Origin of the sequence: Proteus vulgaris, assembly GCF_033708015.1 — a bacterium.
Classification (GTDB): domain Bacteria; phylum Pseudomonadota; class Gammaproteobacteria; order Enterobacterales; family Enterobacteriaceae; genus Proteus.
This window is the reverse complement of the sequence record NZ_CP137920.1, coordinates 474,662-491,472: the sequence shown is the minus strand read 5'-3', so window position 1 is coordinate 491,472 and position 16,811 is coordinate 474,662. Positions and strand designations below refer to the sequence as shown.

At 38.9% G+C, this 16,811-nt stretch carries 15 protein-coding genes; 6 read left to right on the top strand and 9 right to left on the bottom strand.

All coding sequences use genetic code 11. The features are described 5' to 3' along the window. Positions 1 to 41: 41 nt before the first annotated feature. Entirely contained in the window at positions 42 to 1,019 is a 978-nt protein-coding gene (gene epmA, locus SB028_RS02470) for an elongation factor P--(R)-beta-lysine ligase (protein ID WP_069368221.1), read from the bottom strand. Between the two features lie 942 nt (positions 1,020 to 1,961). Between epmA and frdA the strand changes: the two genes are divergently transcribed. From frdA to frdD, 4 genes are read left to right on the top strand one after another with little or no spacing between them, the layout of a single operon-like run. Then, positions 1,962 to 3,758, top strand: a complete 1,797-nt coding sequence (frdA, locus tag SB028_RS02465; RefSeq protein WP_069368220.1) for a fumarate reductase (quinol) flavoprotein subunit — start codon at positions 1,962 to 1,964, stop codon at positions 3,756 to 3,758. Beyond that, positions 3,751 to 4,488 (top strand): succinate dehydrogenase/fumarate reductase iron-sulfur subunit, encoded by a 738-nt coding sequence (locus tag SB028_RS02460; RefSeq protein ID WP_069368219.1) that lies wholly within the window; start codon positions 3,751 to 3,753, stop codon positions 4,486 to 4,488. The genes frdA and SB028_RS02460 overlap by 8 nt, the downstream gene beginning before the upstream one ends. A 14-nt stretch (positions 4,489 to 4,502) precedes the next feature. Further along, on the top strand, positions 4,503 to 4,895 hold the full coding sequence (gene frdC, locus SB028_RS02455; RefSeq protein WP_069368218.1) for a fumarate reductase subunit FrdC: 393 nt from the start codon (positions 4,503 to 4,505) through the stop codon (positions 4,893 to 4,895). 14 nt (positions 4,896 to 4,909) lie between these two features. After that, positions 4,910 to 5,269: a fumarate reductase subunit FrdD gene (gene frdD, locus SB028_RS02450; RefSeq protein WP_069368217.1), complete on the top strand. Its 360-nt coding sequence runs from the start codon at positions 4,910 to 4,912 to the stop codon at positions 5,267 to 5,269. 272 nt (positions 5,270 to 5,541) lie between these two features. Here the strand turns inward: frdD and sugE are convergent, their stop codons facing one another. From sugE to hydN, 4 genes are all read right to left on the bottom strand, one after another. Further along, positions 5,542 to 5,856 carry a quaternary ammonium compound efflux SMR transporter SugE gene (gene sugE / locus SB028_RS02445; RefSeq protein WP_069368216.1) on the bottom strand — a complete coding sequence of 105 codons (315 nt, stop codon included), beginning with the start codon at positions 5,854 to 5,856 and terminating at the stop codon, positions 5,542 to 5,544. A gap of 131 nt (positions 5,857 to 5,987) precedes the next feature. Next, positions 5,988 to 6,278 carry a hydrogenase maturation factor HybG gene (gene hybG / locus SB028_RS02440; RefSeq protein WP_069368215.1) on the bottom strand — a complete coding sequence of 97 codons (291 nt, stop codon included), beginning with the start codon at positions 6,276 to 6,278 and terminating at the stop codon, positions 5,988 to 5,990. A gap of 8 nt (positions 6,279 to 6,286) precedes the next feature. Beyond that, complete coding sequence (gene hypA / locus SB028_RS02435; protein WP_069368214.1) at positions 6,287 to 6,628, bottom strand: hydrogenase maturation nickel metallochaperone HypA; 342 nt, start codon at positions 6,626 to 6,628, stop codon at positions 6,287 to 6,289. A gap of 72 nt (positions 6,629 to 6,700) precedes the next feature. Further along, on the bottom strand, positions 6,701 to 7,258 hold the full coding sequence (gene hydN / locus SB028_RS02430; RefSeq protein ID WP_069368213.1) for an electron transport protein HydN: 558 nt from the start codon (positions 7,256 to 7,258) through the stop codon (positions 6,701 to 6,703). Positions 7,259 to 7,660: 402 nt separating this feature from the next. Here hydN and SB028_RS02425 point away from each other — a divergent pair, with 402 nt between their 5' ends. Beyond that, a complete protein-coding gene (locus SB028_RS02425; protein WP_069368212.1) occupies positions 7,661 to 9,274 on the top strand; it encodes a sigma 54-interacting transcriptional regulator in 1,614 nt (537 codons plus the stop codon). 174 nt (positions 9,275 to 9,448) lie between these two features. After that, positions 9,449 to 10,336, top strand: a complete 888-nt coding sequence (locus SB028_RS02420; protein ID WP_069368211.1) for a 2OG-Fe dioxygenase family protein — start codon at positions 9,449 to 9,451, stop codon at positions 10,334 to 10,336. Positions 10,337 to 10,358: 22 nt separating this feature from the next. On the opposite strand, the gene SB028_RS02415 is transcribed toward SB028_RS02420, so the two are convergent. The 4 genes from SB028_RS02415 to fdhF all read right to left on the bottom strand — a co-directional run bounded on the left by SB028_RS02415 (position 10,359) and on the right by fdhF (position 16,641). After that, on the bottom strand, positions 10,359 to 11,135 hold the full coding sequence (locus tag SB028_RS02415) for a MurR/RpiR family transcriptional regulator (RefSeq protein WP_069368210.1): 777 nt from the start codon (positions 11,133 to 11,135) through the stop codon (positions 10,359 to 10,361). Positions 11,136 to 11,243: 108 nt separating this feature from the next. Then, positions 11,244 to 12,605: a 6-phospho-alpha-glucosidase gene (locus SB028_RS02410; RefSeq protein ID WP_069368209.1), complete on the bottom strand. Its 1,362-nt coding sequence runs from the start codon at positions 12,603 to 12,605 to the stop codon at positions 11,244 to 11,246. A gap of 14 nt (positions 12,606 to 12,619) precedes the next feature. After that, positions 12,620 to 14,197, bottom strand: coding sequence for a PTS transporter subunit EIIC (locus SB028_RS02405; RefSeq protein ID WP_069368234.1), 1,578 nt, complete (start codon positions 14,195 to 14,197; stop codon positions 12,620 to 12,622). 299 nt (positions 14,198 to 14,496) lie between these two features. Beyond that, positions 14,497 to 16,641: a formate dehydrogenase subunit alpha gene (gene fdhF, locus SB028_RS02400; protein ID WP_077885108.1), complete on the bottom strand. Its 2,145-nt coding sequence runs from the start codon at positions 16,639 to 16,641 to the stop codon at positions 14,497 to 14,499. Between the last annotated feature and the right edge of the window lie 170 nt (positions 16,642 to 16,811).

The following is a 16,811-nucleotide window of genomic DNA, read 5'->3' as shown; positions in this document are numbered from 1 at the left end:
AGAGAGCCAAGGCTCTCTTTTTAATACTATCGATATCGCACTTATGCCCTGTAAACAGGAAATGCAATAACATCACTAAGGCGTTCAACACCCAACGCTAGCATAATAAGGCGATCAACCCCTAAAGCCACACCTGAACACGCAGGTAACCCTGCTTCAAGAGCGGCTAAAAAGCGCTCATCAATAGGTTGCTCTGGTAATCCCATTGCCACACGTTGACGATTATCACGTTCAAAGCGATGGCGTTGTTCTTGCGCATCCGTTAATTCACGAAATCCGTTCGCTAACTCAACACCTTTAAAATAGACTTCAAAACGCTCTGCTACACGATGATCTTCAGAGCTGATTTCAGCTAATGAGGCTTGTGATGCAGGGAAATGGTAGATAAAGGTTGGCTTTTCTAAACCGATATGAGGTTCAACCCCAGAAACAAATAGCAACTGAAGTAACGTATCTTTATCTTCTTCAGTATCGGCAATATTTGATAGATCCAGTTTTGCGGCCACTTCACGCAACTTCTCTTTATCTACTGATAAAGGGTCGATATCAAGATAACGCAAGAATGCTTGTTGATAAGAGAGTGACTCTGAAGCCTCACAATCTAACACTTCTTGCAATAAATCATCGACTTCATTCATCAACCGGTACATATCAAAACAAGGGCGATACCATTCTAGCATCGTAAATTCCGGATTATGATATCTACCGGCTTCCTCATTACGGAAGCAACGTCCCATTTGATAAATCGGCCCACTGTTTGCAGCTAATAAACGCTTCATGTGGTATTCAGGGCTTGTCATCAAATAAAGTTTTAGCCCTTGAGAAGCACCAGGCCCCACAAATTGAGTTTCAAATGGGTAAAGATGAACATCGGTAACGGTAGCCTGACTCATCATCGGTGTTTCAACCTCTAACACACCACGATCAGTGAAAAAACGCCTAATATTACTGACTATTTTCGCCTTTTTTAGTAAGTTGGCGATTGAGGCGCTTGGCTGCCAATCCGCGATTTCACTCATGAACGAAAAACTCCAACAGAAAACAAAGCGTGCAGTTTACTCGCATCCTCTTCAACAGACAAATTTCTCCTAATAAAGAGGGGGTTCATTTTATATTTTTCACTGATTTTTGTTTTTTTTTAAGTAAAAACACATAAGATAAATAAATGTAACTCTACAAAATATCTACTTTTTGGCATCTTTTACCGTTTAAATAAACAGCAGTTTAGGGTAAAAAACTCAGTGATTTTTTATTATTTGATAATAAGCGTTAATTAGAATAATTCTTTTTCTCAATTACGAATAACAATAAACTAACACTATGCTTATATTTAAATAGCTAAACTCATCTAAACTTCAAAGTTAACTTTCTATTTAAATTTACGTATTTTGATGAGTATTAAAAACCTTTAGAAATATTATTAATATTTTATTAACAATTAACAAGACAAACCGATTTGTTTTAGATAAATAGTAAAAAATTTATTTTAGTTTTTAGAATAGACTTTTATTAATTTAAATTAGGTTTAAGAAAGATAAAAAAATTTACCTTTTAAAATCAATATGTAATAAAAAATCATTGTCATTTTTAATTAAAATTATCTATACTTTAAAAATAGATTATTCATTACTATTTATAATTTTCAATTTAGACAAATATATTCTATTTAATCTTCAAGTTTCTCTGGTGGCTTATTATCAAAACCCAGAATTCTTGGTGTAGATCACACTTTTTTTGCGAAATACGGGAAAACCATCATTCATATCAAATTTCGGTGCCCTACATTTCGTTATACTAAAATTACAGTCAATGATAATAAAGATGTTATCAAGCGCAGTCACAAGGCAGTGAAACAATTTCGTTACGGATAGCTTAAAAAAATAGCATTACAAATTAATAATGTCAGTGAATTGAATTCTAGACAATTATTCCAATTTTCACTTGAACAATGGAGAAGCGCAGTGCAAACCTTTAATGCCGATATAGCGATAATCGGAGCCGGGGGCGCAGGCTTACGAGCAGCAATTGCTGCTGCGGAAGCGAATCCTCAACTGAAAATTGCTCTGATCTCAAAAGTTTACCCAATGCGTAGCCACACTGTGGCAGCAGAAGGCGGATCAGCAGCAGTGACTCAGGCTCACGACTCCTATGATTTCCACTTCAATGATACCGTTTCAGGCGGTGACTGGTTGTGTGAACAGGATGTCGTAGATTACTTCGTTGAGCATTGTCCAACAGAGATGACTCAACTAGAACTCTGGGGCTGTCCTTGGAGCCGTAAAGAAGACGGGTCAGTCAACGTCCGACGTTTTGGTGGGATGAAGATCGAACGGACCTGGTTCGCAGCCGATAAAACCGGCTTCCATATGCTACATACCCTGTTCCAAACATCCTTAAAATACCCACAAATTCAACGTTTCGACGAACACTTTGTTCTGGATATTCTTGTTGATGAAGGTCACGCTCGTGGTCTTGTTGCGATTAATATGATGGAAGGGACGAAAGTTCAAATTCGTGCTAATGCAGTCATTATGGCAACGGGTGGTGCTGGACGTGTTTATCGTTTCAATACCAATGGCGGTATTGTTACGGGTGATGGTATGGGTATCGCTTTACGTCATGGCGTTCCACTGCGTGATATGGAATTTGTTCAATATCACCCAACAGGTCTGCCCGGTTCAGGTATCCTGATGACCGAAGGTTGTCGTGGTGAAGGTGGTATTCTGGTCAATAAAGATGGCTATCGTTATCTACAAGATTACGGTCTAGGACCAGAAACACCATTAGGTAAACCAGAAAATAAATACATGGAATTAGGTCCTCGCGATAAAGTTTCTCAAGCTTTCTGGCATGAGTGGCGCGCAGGTCGTACCATTAAAACTCACCGTGGTGACGTTGTTCATCTTGACTTACGTCATCTGGGTGCGAAAAAACTTCATGAACGTCTGCCATTTATTTGTGAACTGGCAAAAGCGTATGTGGGTGTTGACCCTGTAAATGAACCTATCCCTGTTCGTCCTACTGCTCACTACACTATGGGTGGTATCGAAACTAACCAACAAACTGAGACGCGTATTAAAGGTCTGTTTGCTGTGGGTGAATGTTCATCTGTTGGCTTACACGGTGCTAACCGTTTAGGTTCTAACTCACTGGCAGAGCTGGTTGTATTCGGTCGTCTTGCCGGTGAAGAAGCCGTTCGTTGTGCACAAGAAGCAGCACCAGCTAACGCATCAGCATTAGATGCTCGTACTCGTGATATTGAAGATGACCTGAAAAATTTAATGAACCAAAAAGGTTCTGAAAGCTGGTCACAAATTCGCGATGAAATGGGTGAATCAATGGAAGAAGGTTGCGGTATCTATCGTACACCTGAATTAATGCAAAAAACTGTTGATAAACTGGCTGAATTAAAAGAACGTTTCAAACGCGTTGAAATTAAAGACACCAGTAGCGTCTTTAATACAGATTTACTGTACAAAATTGAGCTTGGTTTTGGTTTAGATGTCGCTGAATGTATGGCTCATTCCGCAATCAATCGTAAAGAATCCCGTGGTGCACACCAACGTCTTGACGAAGGTTGTACTGAGCGTGATGACGTGAATTTCCTAAAACATACTCTGGCGTTCTATAACCCAGAAGGTGCTCCTCGTTTAGAATATAGCGATGTGAAGATCACGAAATCGGCTCCTGCTAAACGTGTCTATGGTGGTGAAGCGACGGCACAAGACAAGCAGAATAAGGAGAAAGCGAATGGCTGATGACATGAAGCACGTTAAAATAGAAGTCATGCGCTATAACCCAGAAACGGACGAAGCGCCTCATTTCGTCACTTATGATGTTCCTTATGATGAGCAAACCTCATTACTGGACGCATTGGGTTATATTAAAGACAATTTAGCGCCTGATCTTTCTTATCGTTGGTCTTGCCGTATGGCGATTTGTGGCTCTTGCGGCATGATGGTCAACAAAGTGCCTAAATTGGCTTGTAAAACATTTATCCGTGAATACCCAGACGGTGTAAGAGTTGAAGCACTGGGTAATTTCCCCGTTGAGCGTGACCTTGTTGTCGATATGACTCACTTTATTGAAAGCTTAGAAGCGATTAAACCTTATATCATCGGTAACGATCGCAAGGCTTCAGAAGGGACAAATAAACAGACTCCTGCTCAAATGGCGAAATACCATCAATTTTCTGGTTGTATCAACTGTGGTCTTTGCTATGCAGCATGTCCGCAGTTTGGTCTAAACCCAGAATTTATTGGTCCAGCAGCGATTACATTAGCTCAACGTTACAACACAGATAGTCGCGACCATGGGGCAAAAGAACGTATGCCTCAGTTAAATGGTGAGAACGGTGTCTGGTCTTGTACCTTTGTTGGCTACTGTTCTGAAGTCTGTCCAAAACATGTGGATCCTGCTGCCGCTATTCAGCAAGGTAAAGCAGCCAGTGCGCAAGACTTTGTCATTGCGATGCTGAAACCACGTTAAGGAGGAAACAAGACATGACAACAAAACGTAAGCCTTATGTTCGTGGCATGCAACCAAACTGGTGGACGAAACTTGGATTCTATCGTTTCTATATCACCCGTGAAGGAACTTGTCTTCCACAACTTTGGTTCAGTCTGGTTGTACTGTTTGGTGTATTCGCACTGAAAAATGGACCCGAAAGTTGGGCAGGTTTCGTTGGATTCCTGAGTAACCCAATCGTAATGCTGATTAACATTGTGACCCTTATTGCAACAATCTTCCACGCTGCGACTTGGTTCAAACTTGCACCCAAAGCAGTGGTTATCGTTGTTAAAGATGAAAAAATGCCACAAGAACCTATCATTCGTGGTTTTTGGGCTGTCACTATCGTTGTTACTGCCGTTATTCTGGCAGTGGCGTTGATGTAACCCAGGAGGAAATAATGAATCAGAATCAACTTCCTAAGCGCTCTGATGAACCTATTTTCTGGGGATTATTTGGTGCAGGTGGTATGTGGAGTGCGATTGTTTCTCCAGCAATCATCATCCTGCTCGGTATCCTAATCCCTATGGGTATTGCGCCAGAAGCATTTACTTATGACCGTATTATGGCATTTAGCCAAAGTATCATTGGTCGTCTGTTCTTACTGCTAATGATTATTCTGCCAGTTTGGTGTGCATTACACCGTATTCACCATACGTTGCACGATTTTAAAGTGCATGTACCTGCAAGCAAATGGGTATTCTATGGTGGTGCAGCAATTATCAGCGTTATCGCGATCATTGGTGTATTTACACTGTAATTGATTAATACGTAACGATAAAAAACCACTCAATTGAGTGGTTTTTTTATTAAAAAATTTTTTAATTACGTTTAGCTGATTAAAATACGCTTTAATAAAACAGAATTCAGAATCACTTATCCTGAACATAGAATGAATATTAACAGGCTCCATTCTCAAAATAGGTCATTGCATTTATACTAATAAGCTCACAGTCAAATAATGAAATAATAATTATTGATTATCAATATATTACAGTGAATCATATTATTTTTATGCCAAATATTTGGGGATTAACTTGCTAATTTCAGCCCGATAATACCAAAAATAATCATCGCTAAACTGAGTAAACGATAGATATTCGCAGACTCACCAAAGACCAAAATACCAAAGATGGCAGTACCCACTGCGCCAATACCCGTCCAAATCGCGTAAGCCGTACCTGCTGGTAAGCCTTTCATGGCGTAAGACAACATGCCCATGCTCACAACCATCGCACTAATGGTAATAATACTGGGTGTTAAACGCGTAAAACCATGTGTGTACTTAAGGCCGACAGCCCAAACGATCTCTAATAAACCCGCGATAAAAAGAATAATCCAAGACATCACTTGCCCCACTCGATAAGTTGGGGTCGTCCCCTGAATACAAAGACAAAAAGCTGGGTCGTCCCAGCTTTTAAAAGATAGAGTTCAAGTATAAAAAAAAGAAATGGATCATGCAATAGTACAAAACTAACTCAGTTTTTCTTAGGTGCGCCCTCTTCACCATAAAGAAAAGCAGAGACATCGTCTTCCACTTCTCCCATCGCCATCAAAGCATCTAGCGTCTCTTTTGCTTCTTCTTCGTTGACAATACTCATAGCAAAACCGACATGCACTAGCACCCATTTTCCAATCATCGTATGAGGCTCACCTTCACAGACTAGCGCAATATTGACTTCTCGTTTAACACCACAAACATCGACCATTGCACTTTCAGTGATTGTTTTTCCAACTTCAACAACCTGGCCTGGAATACCAAGACACATAACAGCCCCTATTCGATCTCTATTTGCTTTATTCGCATTGCATCGTCATTTTCAACGCGCAAATTCTGGCTACCACAAGATGGGCAGCCGGCATTAAAGGTTGAAACAGTGACAACTTGATGGCAGTCCCAACACCATGCTTTCGCAGGGATAACCTCAATATGCAATTCACAGCCTTGAGCAAGGGTGTCTCTGCAAACAATATCAAAGCAAAATTCAAGTGCACTGACTTCAACACAAGATAATGCGCCAATTTCCATCCATACGCTTTTTACTTTTTTTGCATTATTTAATTTAGCTTGAGAATCTATGATCTCAAATGCGCTCTGGCAAAGCGTAATTTCATGCATATCGATACCTTATTGAAGCAAGATAAATAATAACAACTATAGTATCAGCACATAGTTGCTCTATTATTGATCTTAGAACAACAATTCAGCACCCGTTTCAAAAGCGGCTTTACGACGACGCTCTTTAACCATCTCTTCAAGTGCATCTCTATCAATACACACTAAAGCATGAGTTGGACAGACTTCAATACATGCTGGGCCTGCTTCACGGTGGTGGCATAAGTCACATTTGTTTGCTTCCGCTTTAAATGCCTCAATCGCATTAAGTGCAGTTGATTTGCGCATAATTGGGCGAGAAACCACTTCCATAGTGCCATAAGGGCAAGCTAATACGCAGGTTTTACAACCGATACATTTTTCCTGATCGACATAGTAATAATCTTTGTTATGAATGATAGCGCCATTCGGACACACATTAGCACAAGGGGCATCTTCACATTGATGACAAACAACTGCCGTACTGATTGAAAATCCTTTGATCACATGAATGCGGGGTTGGAAATTCTGCTCACTAATTTGATCAATGGCTAAATTATCTTGGTCTGCTTGCTGATGTGACACGACACAAGCCACTTCACAAGTATGGCAACCAATACATTTTTTAGGGTCTGCAATGATGAAACGGTTCATCATATTCTCCTGATCTTTGTTATATAGCCATTATATATGGCGATAAATGCAACGAGTCATTCTAATTAAGAGTAATAATTAGAGTATTAATAGAAGGGATCTAGCACGGTTCATGCCAATATATTTCTGATATAACTATTCCTTATTTTTCAATAGAATAATTTTCAAATAAAAATGATTATTAATTAACAAATCAGTCATTTCGTCAAATTATTCGACAGATTTGACGATAAGCCAAAGCGATATATATATAATTATATAATGATTTGATACATTTATTTTTTTAAGTTTCATTACATATATAAAAATAGCGGGTTGGATCAAAAATGATTCAGTCATTGATATAAATTTATTATAAACCTACTACAATATAGCTAATTTTTTAAGGCAATCGGTGGTGTCATGAAATTAAGCAGTAACAATGCTGAAACTATGGAGAGCCTTCGTAATGAGCGTAACCAATATCGAATATTGGTCGATGTCACAAACTCCGTATTAGCTCATCTAGACATGGATGGTCTTATTTCTGAAGTCTCTAAAGAAATACATCGTTTTTTTGGACTGAACCATATTAGTCTTATGTTATGTCGTACCTCATCACAAAATAGTAGTGAAGGTATTCTTTATTCTAGTCGTTATCAGACTGGAAAATCTGTCATTCGTCAACAACGTAAATTTAGTAGCGCGAATAACAAAGCCGAAGAAATTATTAATCAGAATAAACCTGTCTTAATTGATATTAATAAAGAAGATCAGGAAGATGTTTTGATTAAGCGTCTAGTTAAGCAAAATATGCAGACGGCTTTGTTATTGCCACTAGCTTTTAATCATAAACCTCTCGGTTTATTAATTTTAGCGCATGAAATAGGAAGTGTTTTTACTAACGATACTTGCCAATTACTTCAACAAATTGCGGCGCGTATTGGTATTGCCATTGAAAATGCAGCCGCGTATGAAGAGATAACACATTTAAAGGATAGCTTAAAGAATGAGAACATTTGGCTTAATGAACAGATAGATAATAATGCATGTTTTAGTGAGATTATTTATCAAAGCGATGCGATGCATAATGTGCTCGAACAAATTGAATTAGTGGCACAAAGTGATAGCACTGTTCTTATATTAGGTGAAACAGGAACAGGTAAAGAATTAATTGCACGCGCTATTCATAGTCTAAGTCAGCGAAAAAGTAAGACTATGATAAAAATGAACTGCGCAGCAGTGCCTTCTGGTCTTTTAGAAAGCGACCTCTTTGGTCACGATAAAGGTGCATTTACAGGTGCAACCAATACACATATTGGTCGATTTGAAATGGCGGATAAAAGTACGCTATTTCTAGATGAAATTGGTGATATGCCCATTGAATTACAACCTAAACTGTTGCGAGTTCTTCAAGAGCGAGAAATAGAAAGATTAGGCGGTAATAAAGTTATTCCTGTGGATGTCAGACTGATTGCGGCAACCAATAAAGATCTCCATGATTTAACAGATGAAGGTGAGTTTAGAGAAGATCTTTATTATCGTCTTAATGTTTTTCCTATTATTATTCCACCGCTAAGAGAGCGACCTGAAGATATTCCGCTTTTAGCAAAATATTTTACACAAAAAATTGCACGAAGAATGGATAGAAAAATAGATTGTATTCCAGCTAACGCATTGGAACAATTAACACTTTATCCATGGCCGGGTAATGTTCGTGAACTGGAAAATATTATTGAGCGTGCGGTTATTTTAACCCGAGGTTCAACATTAAACCTTCAGTTAAAAGAGTTGCATATTAATAAACCCTCTCGTTTAAAACAGGTACTGACTCAACCTTCATCCATTGAAAAGCGCATGCAAACAAATGCGCCAGAAAGTGATGATGAAGAACGAGAGAGGATCATTCAAGCATTAAGAGAAACGAATGGCGTTGTTGCGGGGGCTAGAGGGGCTGCATTAAAATTAGGATTAAAAAGAACCACGTTATTATCACGGATGCAACGTTTAGGTATTTCAATTCCAGAAATACTTTAATCTTGAAATAATTTTTTTATTTATATAAGAGAGTGTAATAGTTTTATTACATTCTCTTTTTTTAATTAATTTGAAATTTATTAATCCCTATCTATAATAAAAATGATTATATTTTAACTATTATTCCTCTAATTAACTATTAATAATATTAACCATCAATGGAGCATATTATATATGAACAACCTGCTTATAAATAAAATTAGTGAAATAAAAAATGAATATAAAAATAATAAATATGTTTTTATTCCTCAAAATGTAGTTATCGATTTAATAAAACACTTAGGTGCTGAAGAAAAAGATATTAATACACTAATGGAATATGGTGATTACTTAGCACAAGATCCTACCCTTTCATTTCGTCACTCACGAACAGGACGCTATCTTTTTGATCATGATATAAAAACAATTTCTCGATTAGAGTATCAGCCCTTTGTTCTTACTGAAGAAGATGGTTTTATTCGTGAAGACAGTGGTGCACAAAGACACTTTAGGGCCATTGATGATCGCTGGCAGAGTAATACAGCCTATCAAGCTTTATTAAAATTAAAGATGCTATTAATTCAAGGTAATACATTTACGCCTCGTCACTTAACAGATCAAAACTCCCCTAAATCAATATCCACTGTGTTTCATTTAAGATTAATTGCCCAACCCGATTCTTTAAGTGAGCTTTCTATTGAAGGTGTTCATAAAGATGGCGTTGATCACACCATGATTGTGATGATGAATAAGAATAACGTTAAGGATAAAACGGGAACTTTACGTGTTCATTCACCGAACGAACCCATAGGAACACCTTGGCAAAAAATCGCCCCAGAAAATGTACTTTATGAACACGATAATGCGCAATATCTTGATATTTTATTAATTGCAGATAATGAATTAAATCATAGTGGTACACCTATTTTTACGCATGATAATAAAAATCAGGCTTACCAAGATTTTATCGTTTTACTCTCTCGCTATCCAACGGTTGATTCTCATCCATCACATAAATTTGATTCGATGAACTCACACCCTGACTTGCCTTTAACGCTTTATTTAAATCAGTCCGTCGCTTAGTCATATCGCGTTATTGCATAAATTAAAATCGTTGAGCTCGGCTGAGTAATAAATCAATAATCAAGACAAGATTTGATTCAAAAGATGAACTCTCGATAGTGTCGCTATGATAATTCACTGCATCGTCATAAATGGGGAAATGAATATCAGCAAGTTCAGCCAACGGATTGGCACTTGCTCGAGTAAATGCGACAATCTTCATACCAATACTTTTTGCTATTCTCGCCTTTTCAACCACTTGCTCTGTCTCTCCACTACGAGATATCGCAATAAAAACGGTATAGCGTGAAGCATTATTAATAAAGATATTTTTACTGTCACTGAGTCCAGAAAGAAAAGCATCTTTACCAATCAATTGTAACCGCTTACTGATATATTCTGAGAATATATGGGAAAACCCAGCACCATAAATAAAAAATGAATTCTTGCTGTTAATTAAATCCACAAAAGCGTGTCTTTTCTCCTCTGAAATTAACGTGAAGGTTTTTAAATAATTCGCCAAAAACTGATCAAAAAGAGGCTCTGTTATCTCATTTTCATCACTTTTCAATTGGTGGGATTTTTCAGTCGTGGATAACAACTGTTTACAGTAATAAACTAACTCACTATAACCAGAGAAACCTAATTTCTGGCAAAGCCGCATAATGGTCGTTGTCGAAACAAAATTAGCTTGTGCTAGCGCTCTAATCGTCTGTTTTCCAACCCGTGTTGGGTTGTCAATTAAATAAGAGAGAATACGATATTCTGCGCGTGTTAAGTCTGTTGCTCTTGAGAGTAAAGATGATAATCGTGCCGACATACCGGTTACCTTAATTGATACATCGTCCTTACCAACATAAAGGAAAATGCTGTTCTGGTGATAGAACAGCATTTTTATTCAATTATTCATTAACAGCAAGTGTTGAGATCAAACACGCTTACCATTTACATAAGCTTTGCGTAATTCAGGCCAATATTCACGATTTGCTTCGATCATATCATCGAGGATCTGCTTCGCATGGATCACACTTGGCACGGTTTTATTCAAAGTGAACGCCTCAAGTGCTTTTTCATAGCTACCTTCAAGCGTTGCTTCCACCAATAATTGTTCTGATGCCAATTGTTGTTCCAACAAAGTACGATGGAAACGAGGAATATCGCCGACTCGAATAGGTTCAGGGCCATGAGACGTGATATAAGCAGGCACTTCAACCATCGCATCATAAGGTAAGTCAGCAATTGCCCCTTTATTTTCAACAATCACCAGGTGGCGCTGGCGTAAATCAAAAGCTAAAGAGCATGCCACGTCAACAATAAAGGCACCATGAACACCAACATGGAATGCATCAGGTAAAATACCCGTTTCTTTGTATTCACGCGCCGCTTCAAATAGACGTTTTTCACGACCATCCATCACTTCGTTTGCACGAGTGTAATCAGGATCTTGATGTTCCACGATATAATTTGGCATCAAGTAGTACTGTAAATATGGGTTTGGAATATATTCAGGGAATGCTTCCATTAATGGCTGAATATGACGCCACGTTTTTACCCACGATGGATCAGAATGTTGTGGGTCAGTTTGTGCCGCATCTTCGGTTAAAAGACCAAACTTAGCAATATGTTCGCGTAATTCAGGCAGTTTTTCTTCACCTTTTACGCGTACTGAAGTAAACCAACCAAAGTGATTTAGACCAAAATAGTCTACATCTAAATCATGGCGATCAACATTCAATACGGCAGCCATATTACGCATCGCCGCAACAGGCATATCACAGATATTCAATACACGAGCATGAGGGCGTAAACGACGCACACCTTCAGCCACAATCGCCGCAGGGTTTGAATAGTTTACAATCCATGCATTAGAAGAGGCATATTTCTCAACTAAATCAATTAATTCAACCATCGGTAAAATAGTGCGTAAACCATAAGCAAGCCCGCCTGGTCCACAAGTTTCTTGCCCAACGACCCCATGACGCAATGGAATTTTTTCATCCTGTTCACGCATTTTGTATTGACCCACACGCATTTGAGCAAATACAAAGTGAGCACCATCAAATGCAGTTTCTGGATCTGTTGTCACCGTAAACTTAATAGTATCGCTATGATCACGGATCACTTTTTCAACCACAGGTGCAATAGTGTCTTGACGCTCTTGATCAATGTCGTATAAGCGAATTTCACTCAGTGGGAAATCCTCTAAACGCACCATTAAGCTTTTTACAATTCCTGGTGTATAGGTGCTTCCGCCGCCTGCAATACTTAAGATAAAGGGTGATTTAGTCATCTTTCTTTCTCCTATTAAAGTGCGGCTTCGACCGCTTCACGCATTTTTTTTACATGTAATCCATAAACAACTTGCACGTTATTACCATGGCGCACAACGCCTTTAGCACCCGTTTTTTTCAAGATATCTTCATGAATGACATCAACATTTTTAACAATGACTCTTAAGCGGGTATAACAATTATCAACCACTTCGATATTGTCACGTCCACCGAGCCCTTCAATAATCGTTTCACCTAACTCATTGATAACTTCAGCCGTTTCTTCAGAAGTAGCGATTTTTTCTGCTTTTTTCTTGTAATCTTCCTTGCTGTATAAACGCGTCTCTTCATCATCATCTTCACGCCCCGGTGTTTTAAGATTGAGTTTTAAAATCAGGATTCTAAAGATAACGAAATAGAGAACGGACATAATCAAACCCACCACGATATACATAGGCCAATTTGATTTTTCAGTACCTAATGGCAAGTTATATAAAATGAAATCAATAACACCGTTCGCACCAATTGCATGAACACCTAATAGATAGAACAACATCATGCCAATGCCGGTTAATACGGCGTGAACTAAAAACAGAACAGGCGCAACAAATAGGAAAGAAAATTCAAGAGGCTCTGTCACACCGAGTAAAAAGGAAGTCGCAGCAGCCGGAATTAAAATCGCCTTCGCCATCTGTTTTTTCTCTTTTTTAGCCACAGAGATCATGGCTGCCGCTGCCGCCGTTAAACCAAACATTTTAGCGATACCGCGTGCATCCCAAATCACAGTGCGACTAAGTTGTTTAACTTCAGGGCATGCCATTTCAGCAAAATAGATATTTCTTGCACCTTGATAAGTTGTGCCGCAAACATCTGCAACACCGCCTAATTCTGTATACAAGAATGGGGTATAAACTAAATGATGTAATCCAGTTGGGATCAGAATACGTTCTAAGAATCCATAAATCAGCGCACCAAAAGCACCAGAATCATGAATAACGAGCGCCATCTTAGTGATCCCCGCCTGAGCAAAAGGCCAAACTTCACACATTAAAACAGCCAACGCAATGGTGAATGGGATAGCAATAATGGCGACAAAGCAGTGACCAGAGTAAATAGCCATAATGCCGTTAAATTGACGACCTGAATAACGGTTATAAAGCCATCCTGATATTGCTCCAGTTAAAATACCTGCAAATACCCCCATCTCTAGAACCTGGACACCTAATACCATGCCTTGACCAGCAGCTCGCATCTCATCTGCACTAACCAACTTACCTTGTAGTGTTAGCGTTATATTCATGGCATTCGTGAAAATGACAAACACCACTAAGCCAATTAAACCGGCATAGCCTTTGTCTTTTTTCGCTAAACCAACGGGAATACCCACAGCAAAAATCAGTGCCAGATTAACTAAAATAGCCACTGATGATTTCGCAAGTAATTGTCCAATACTTTGAATAACGGGGTGATTTAAAAACGGAATATATTCCGCAAGATTGCCATTGCCAAAGACATTACCTAAAGCGATATATAAACCGACAATAGGTAATATCAAGACGGGGCCATATAAGGATTTACCAAACGCTTGTAGGGCATTAATGAGTTTTTTCATACGGTATCTCGTTGTTGTTTTCATACACTCATTTCCATGACAACATCCTGCGCTGGCATTAAATAAAAAGCAATTTATCCATTTGATTTAGAAACAGATTACGTTAAAAGTAACATGTTACTTTTTTTATTGTGAGCCAACGCATGGTGAATATTTAGACAAAAGTTAAGTGATTTTTCGACGATAAACAGAAGAGAAAAAGCCCTACAACAATAAAAAACCATAAAAAAACCGAGTTTACTAACACAAGGTCAATAAACTCGGTCTTAAGGCAGAAAAACAAGATTAATTAGGTCAGATTAGCCCTCGGCGGCTTCTCTTAAACGACGTTTAATATTGCTATATTCCGTTTTCACATAGTGTTCTGCCTGAGCCTGTTCCTTGATTGGCTCAACACATACTGCACAATATTTATACTCAGGTGTTTTAGTGATTGGGCTTAAGTTTTCTGCAACGAGTTCGTTACAAGCCCCAATCCACCACTGGTAAGTCATATATACAGCGCCTTTATTCGGTCTATCACTGACCGCAGCACGCGTAATCACTTTACCTTGACGAGAACGTATCCAGACTAATTCCTGATCTTTGATACCCAACTGTTTGGCATCTTCCGTGTTTAATTGAACATAACCCGGTTCATCAGCCAACGCCGCCAATGCTTTACAGTTACCTGTCATTGAACGGCAAGAGTAGTGTCCAACTTCACGAACGGTTGCTAGTACCATTGGGAATTCATCGGATAGCTTGTCAATAGGTGGCGCCCATTCACAAGTAAAGAATTGACCTTTACCATTAGGGGTATCAAATTTACCCCCTTCGTACAGATATTGTGTACCAGGGCTATCTTCTGTTGGGCAAGGCCATTGAATATAAGCCAAGTCCGCCATTTTTTCGTAAGTCGCACCATAATAAATCGGGCATAACTCACGCAACTCATCCCAAATTTCTTTGGTATTGTTGTAATGCATTGGATAACCCATTGCGGTTGCCATCAGACTGATAATTTGCCAGTCTGTTTTTACATCACCAACAGGTTCAACGGCTTTATAGAAGCGTTGGAAACCACGGTCTGCCGCCGTATAAACACCTTCATGCTCACCCCATGATGTTGCAGGGAAAATAACGTCAGCAATAGACGCTGTTTTGGTCATAAAGATATCTTGTACTATCAGTAGCTCCAGTTTTTCAAACGTTCTACGGATTGTGGCGAGATCAGGCTCAGTTTGCAGTGGATCTTCACCCATTATGTAGTGCGCTTTTAATAAGCCATGATCGATATTATGAGGGACTTCACTTAACGCATAGCCCACTTCATCAGGCATGGATTCAATGCCCCAGAATTTAGCAAATTTCTCACGCGCTTTTTCGTCAGTAACGTATTGATAACCAGGCAGTGTGTTAGGTAATGCTCCCATATCACACGCACCTTGTACGTTATTTTGACCACGAACTGGGCCAACACCGACGTATTTTTTACCTAAATTACCCGTTAATAAGGCTAAACTCGTCAATGCACGAACCGTTTCAACACCTTGATAGAATTGCGTTACACCCATTCCCCAAAGAATTGTTGCTGTTTCTGCTTTCGCGTACATACGTGCAGCTTCGCGAATAATTTGAGCACTTAAACCGGTTGTTTCTTCAACGGATTCAGGTGTATAGCTTTCAACTAATTTACAATATTCTTCAAATTGCTCGGTGTGATTTTCGATAAAGGATTTATCATGTAATCCTTCTTCAATAATCACATGCGCAATCGCATTTAATAACGCAATGTTAGAGCCATTTTTTAAGCCTAAGTGTAAATCGGCTAAACGTGCTGTTTCGATGTAACGAGGGTCACATACAATAATTTTAGCACCCTTTTCTTTCGCCTTAACAATACGGCGAGCAACAATAGGATGCGAGTCTGCTGCATTATAGCCGAAGACAAATAGACATTTGGTATCTTCAATCTCAACGATTGAGTTGCTCATAGCACCATTACCGACCGAACGCTGCAGACCTGCAACCGAAGGGCCGTGTCAGACACGAGCACAGCAATCTATATTATTATTTCCGATAACTGCACGAGCAAACTTCTGCATAACGAAGTTAGCTTCGTTACCAGGCCCTCGCGAAGAGCCCGTTGTCATAATAGATTTAGCACCGTATTTCTCTTTGATAGCAAGAAGCTTACTACTTGCAAACTCAATTGCTTCTTCCCAAGAAACCGATTCTAATTTTCCGCCTCTTTCACGACGGATCATAGGTGTTTTAAGACGTGGAGTCAGTATCTTAGTATCATGGATAAAATCCCATCCATAATACCCTTTCAGACACAGCTCACCTTGGTTTGTTAAACCATTAGCGCCTTCAGCACCAATGATTTTACCGTTTTCCACCTTCAGGTAGATTTTGCATCCTGAGGCGCAATACGGACAGACCGTGATGACTTTTTTCATCAACATTGCTCCTGTGTTCATCAACTTTCAGGTTATTACCTGATTCTCTCCTCTATCTATGCAGAGAGTGTGCCAAATAAGCACTCTTTTTTATTTTTCTTCAACACGATGAAAAATAAAGAAAAACAAAATTCGCTGAATGAGTAAAAAACAATGAAAACTAAAATAGC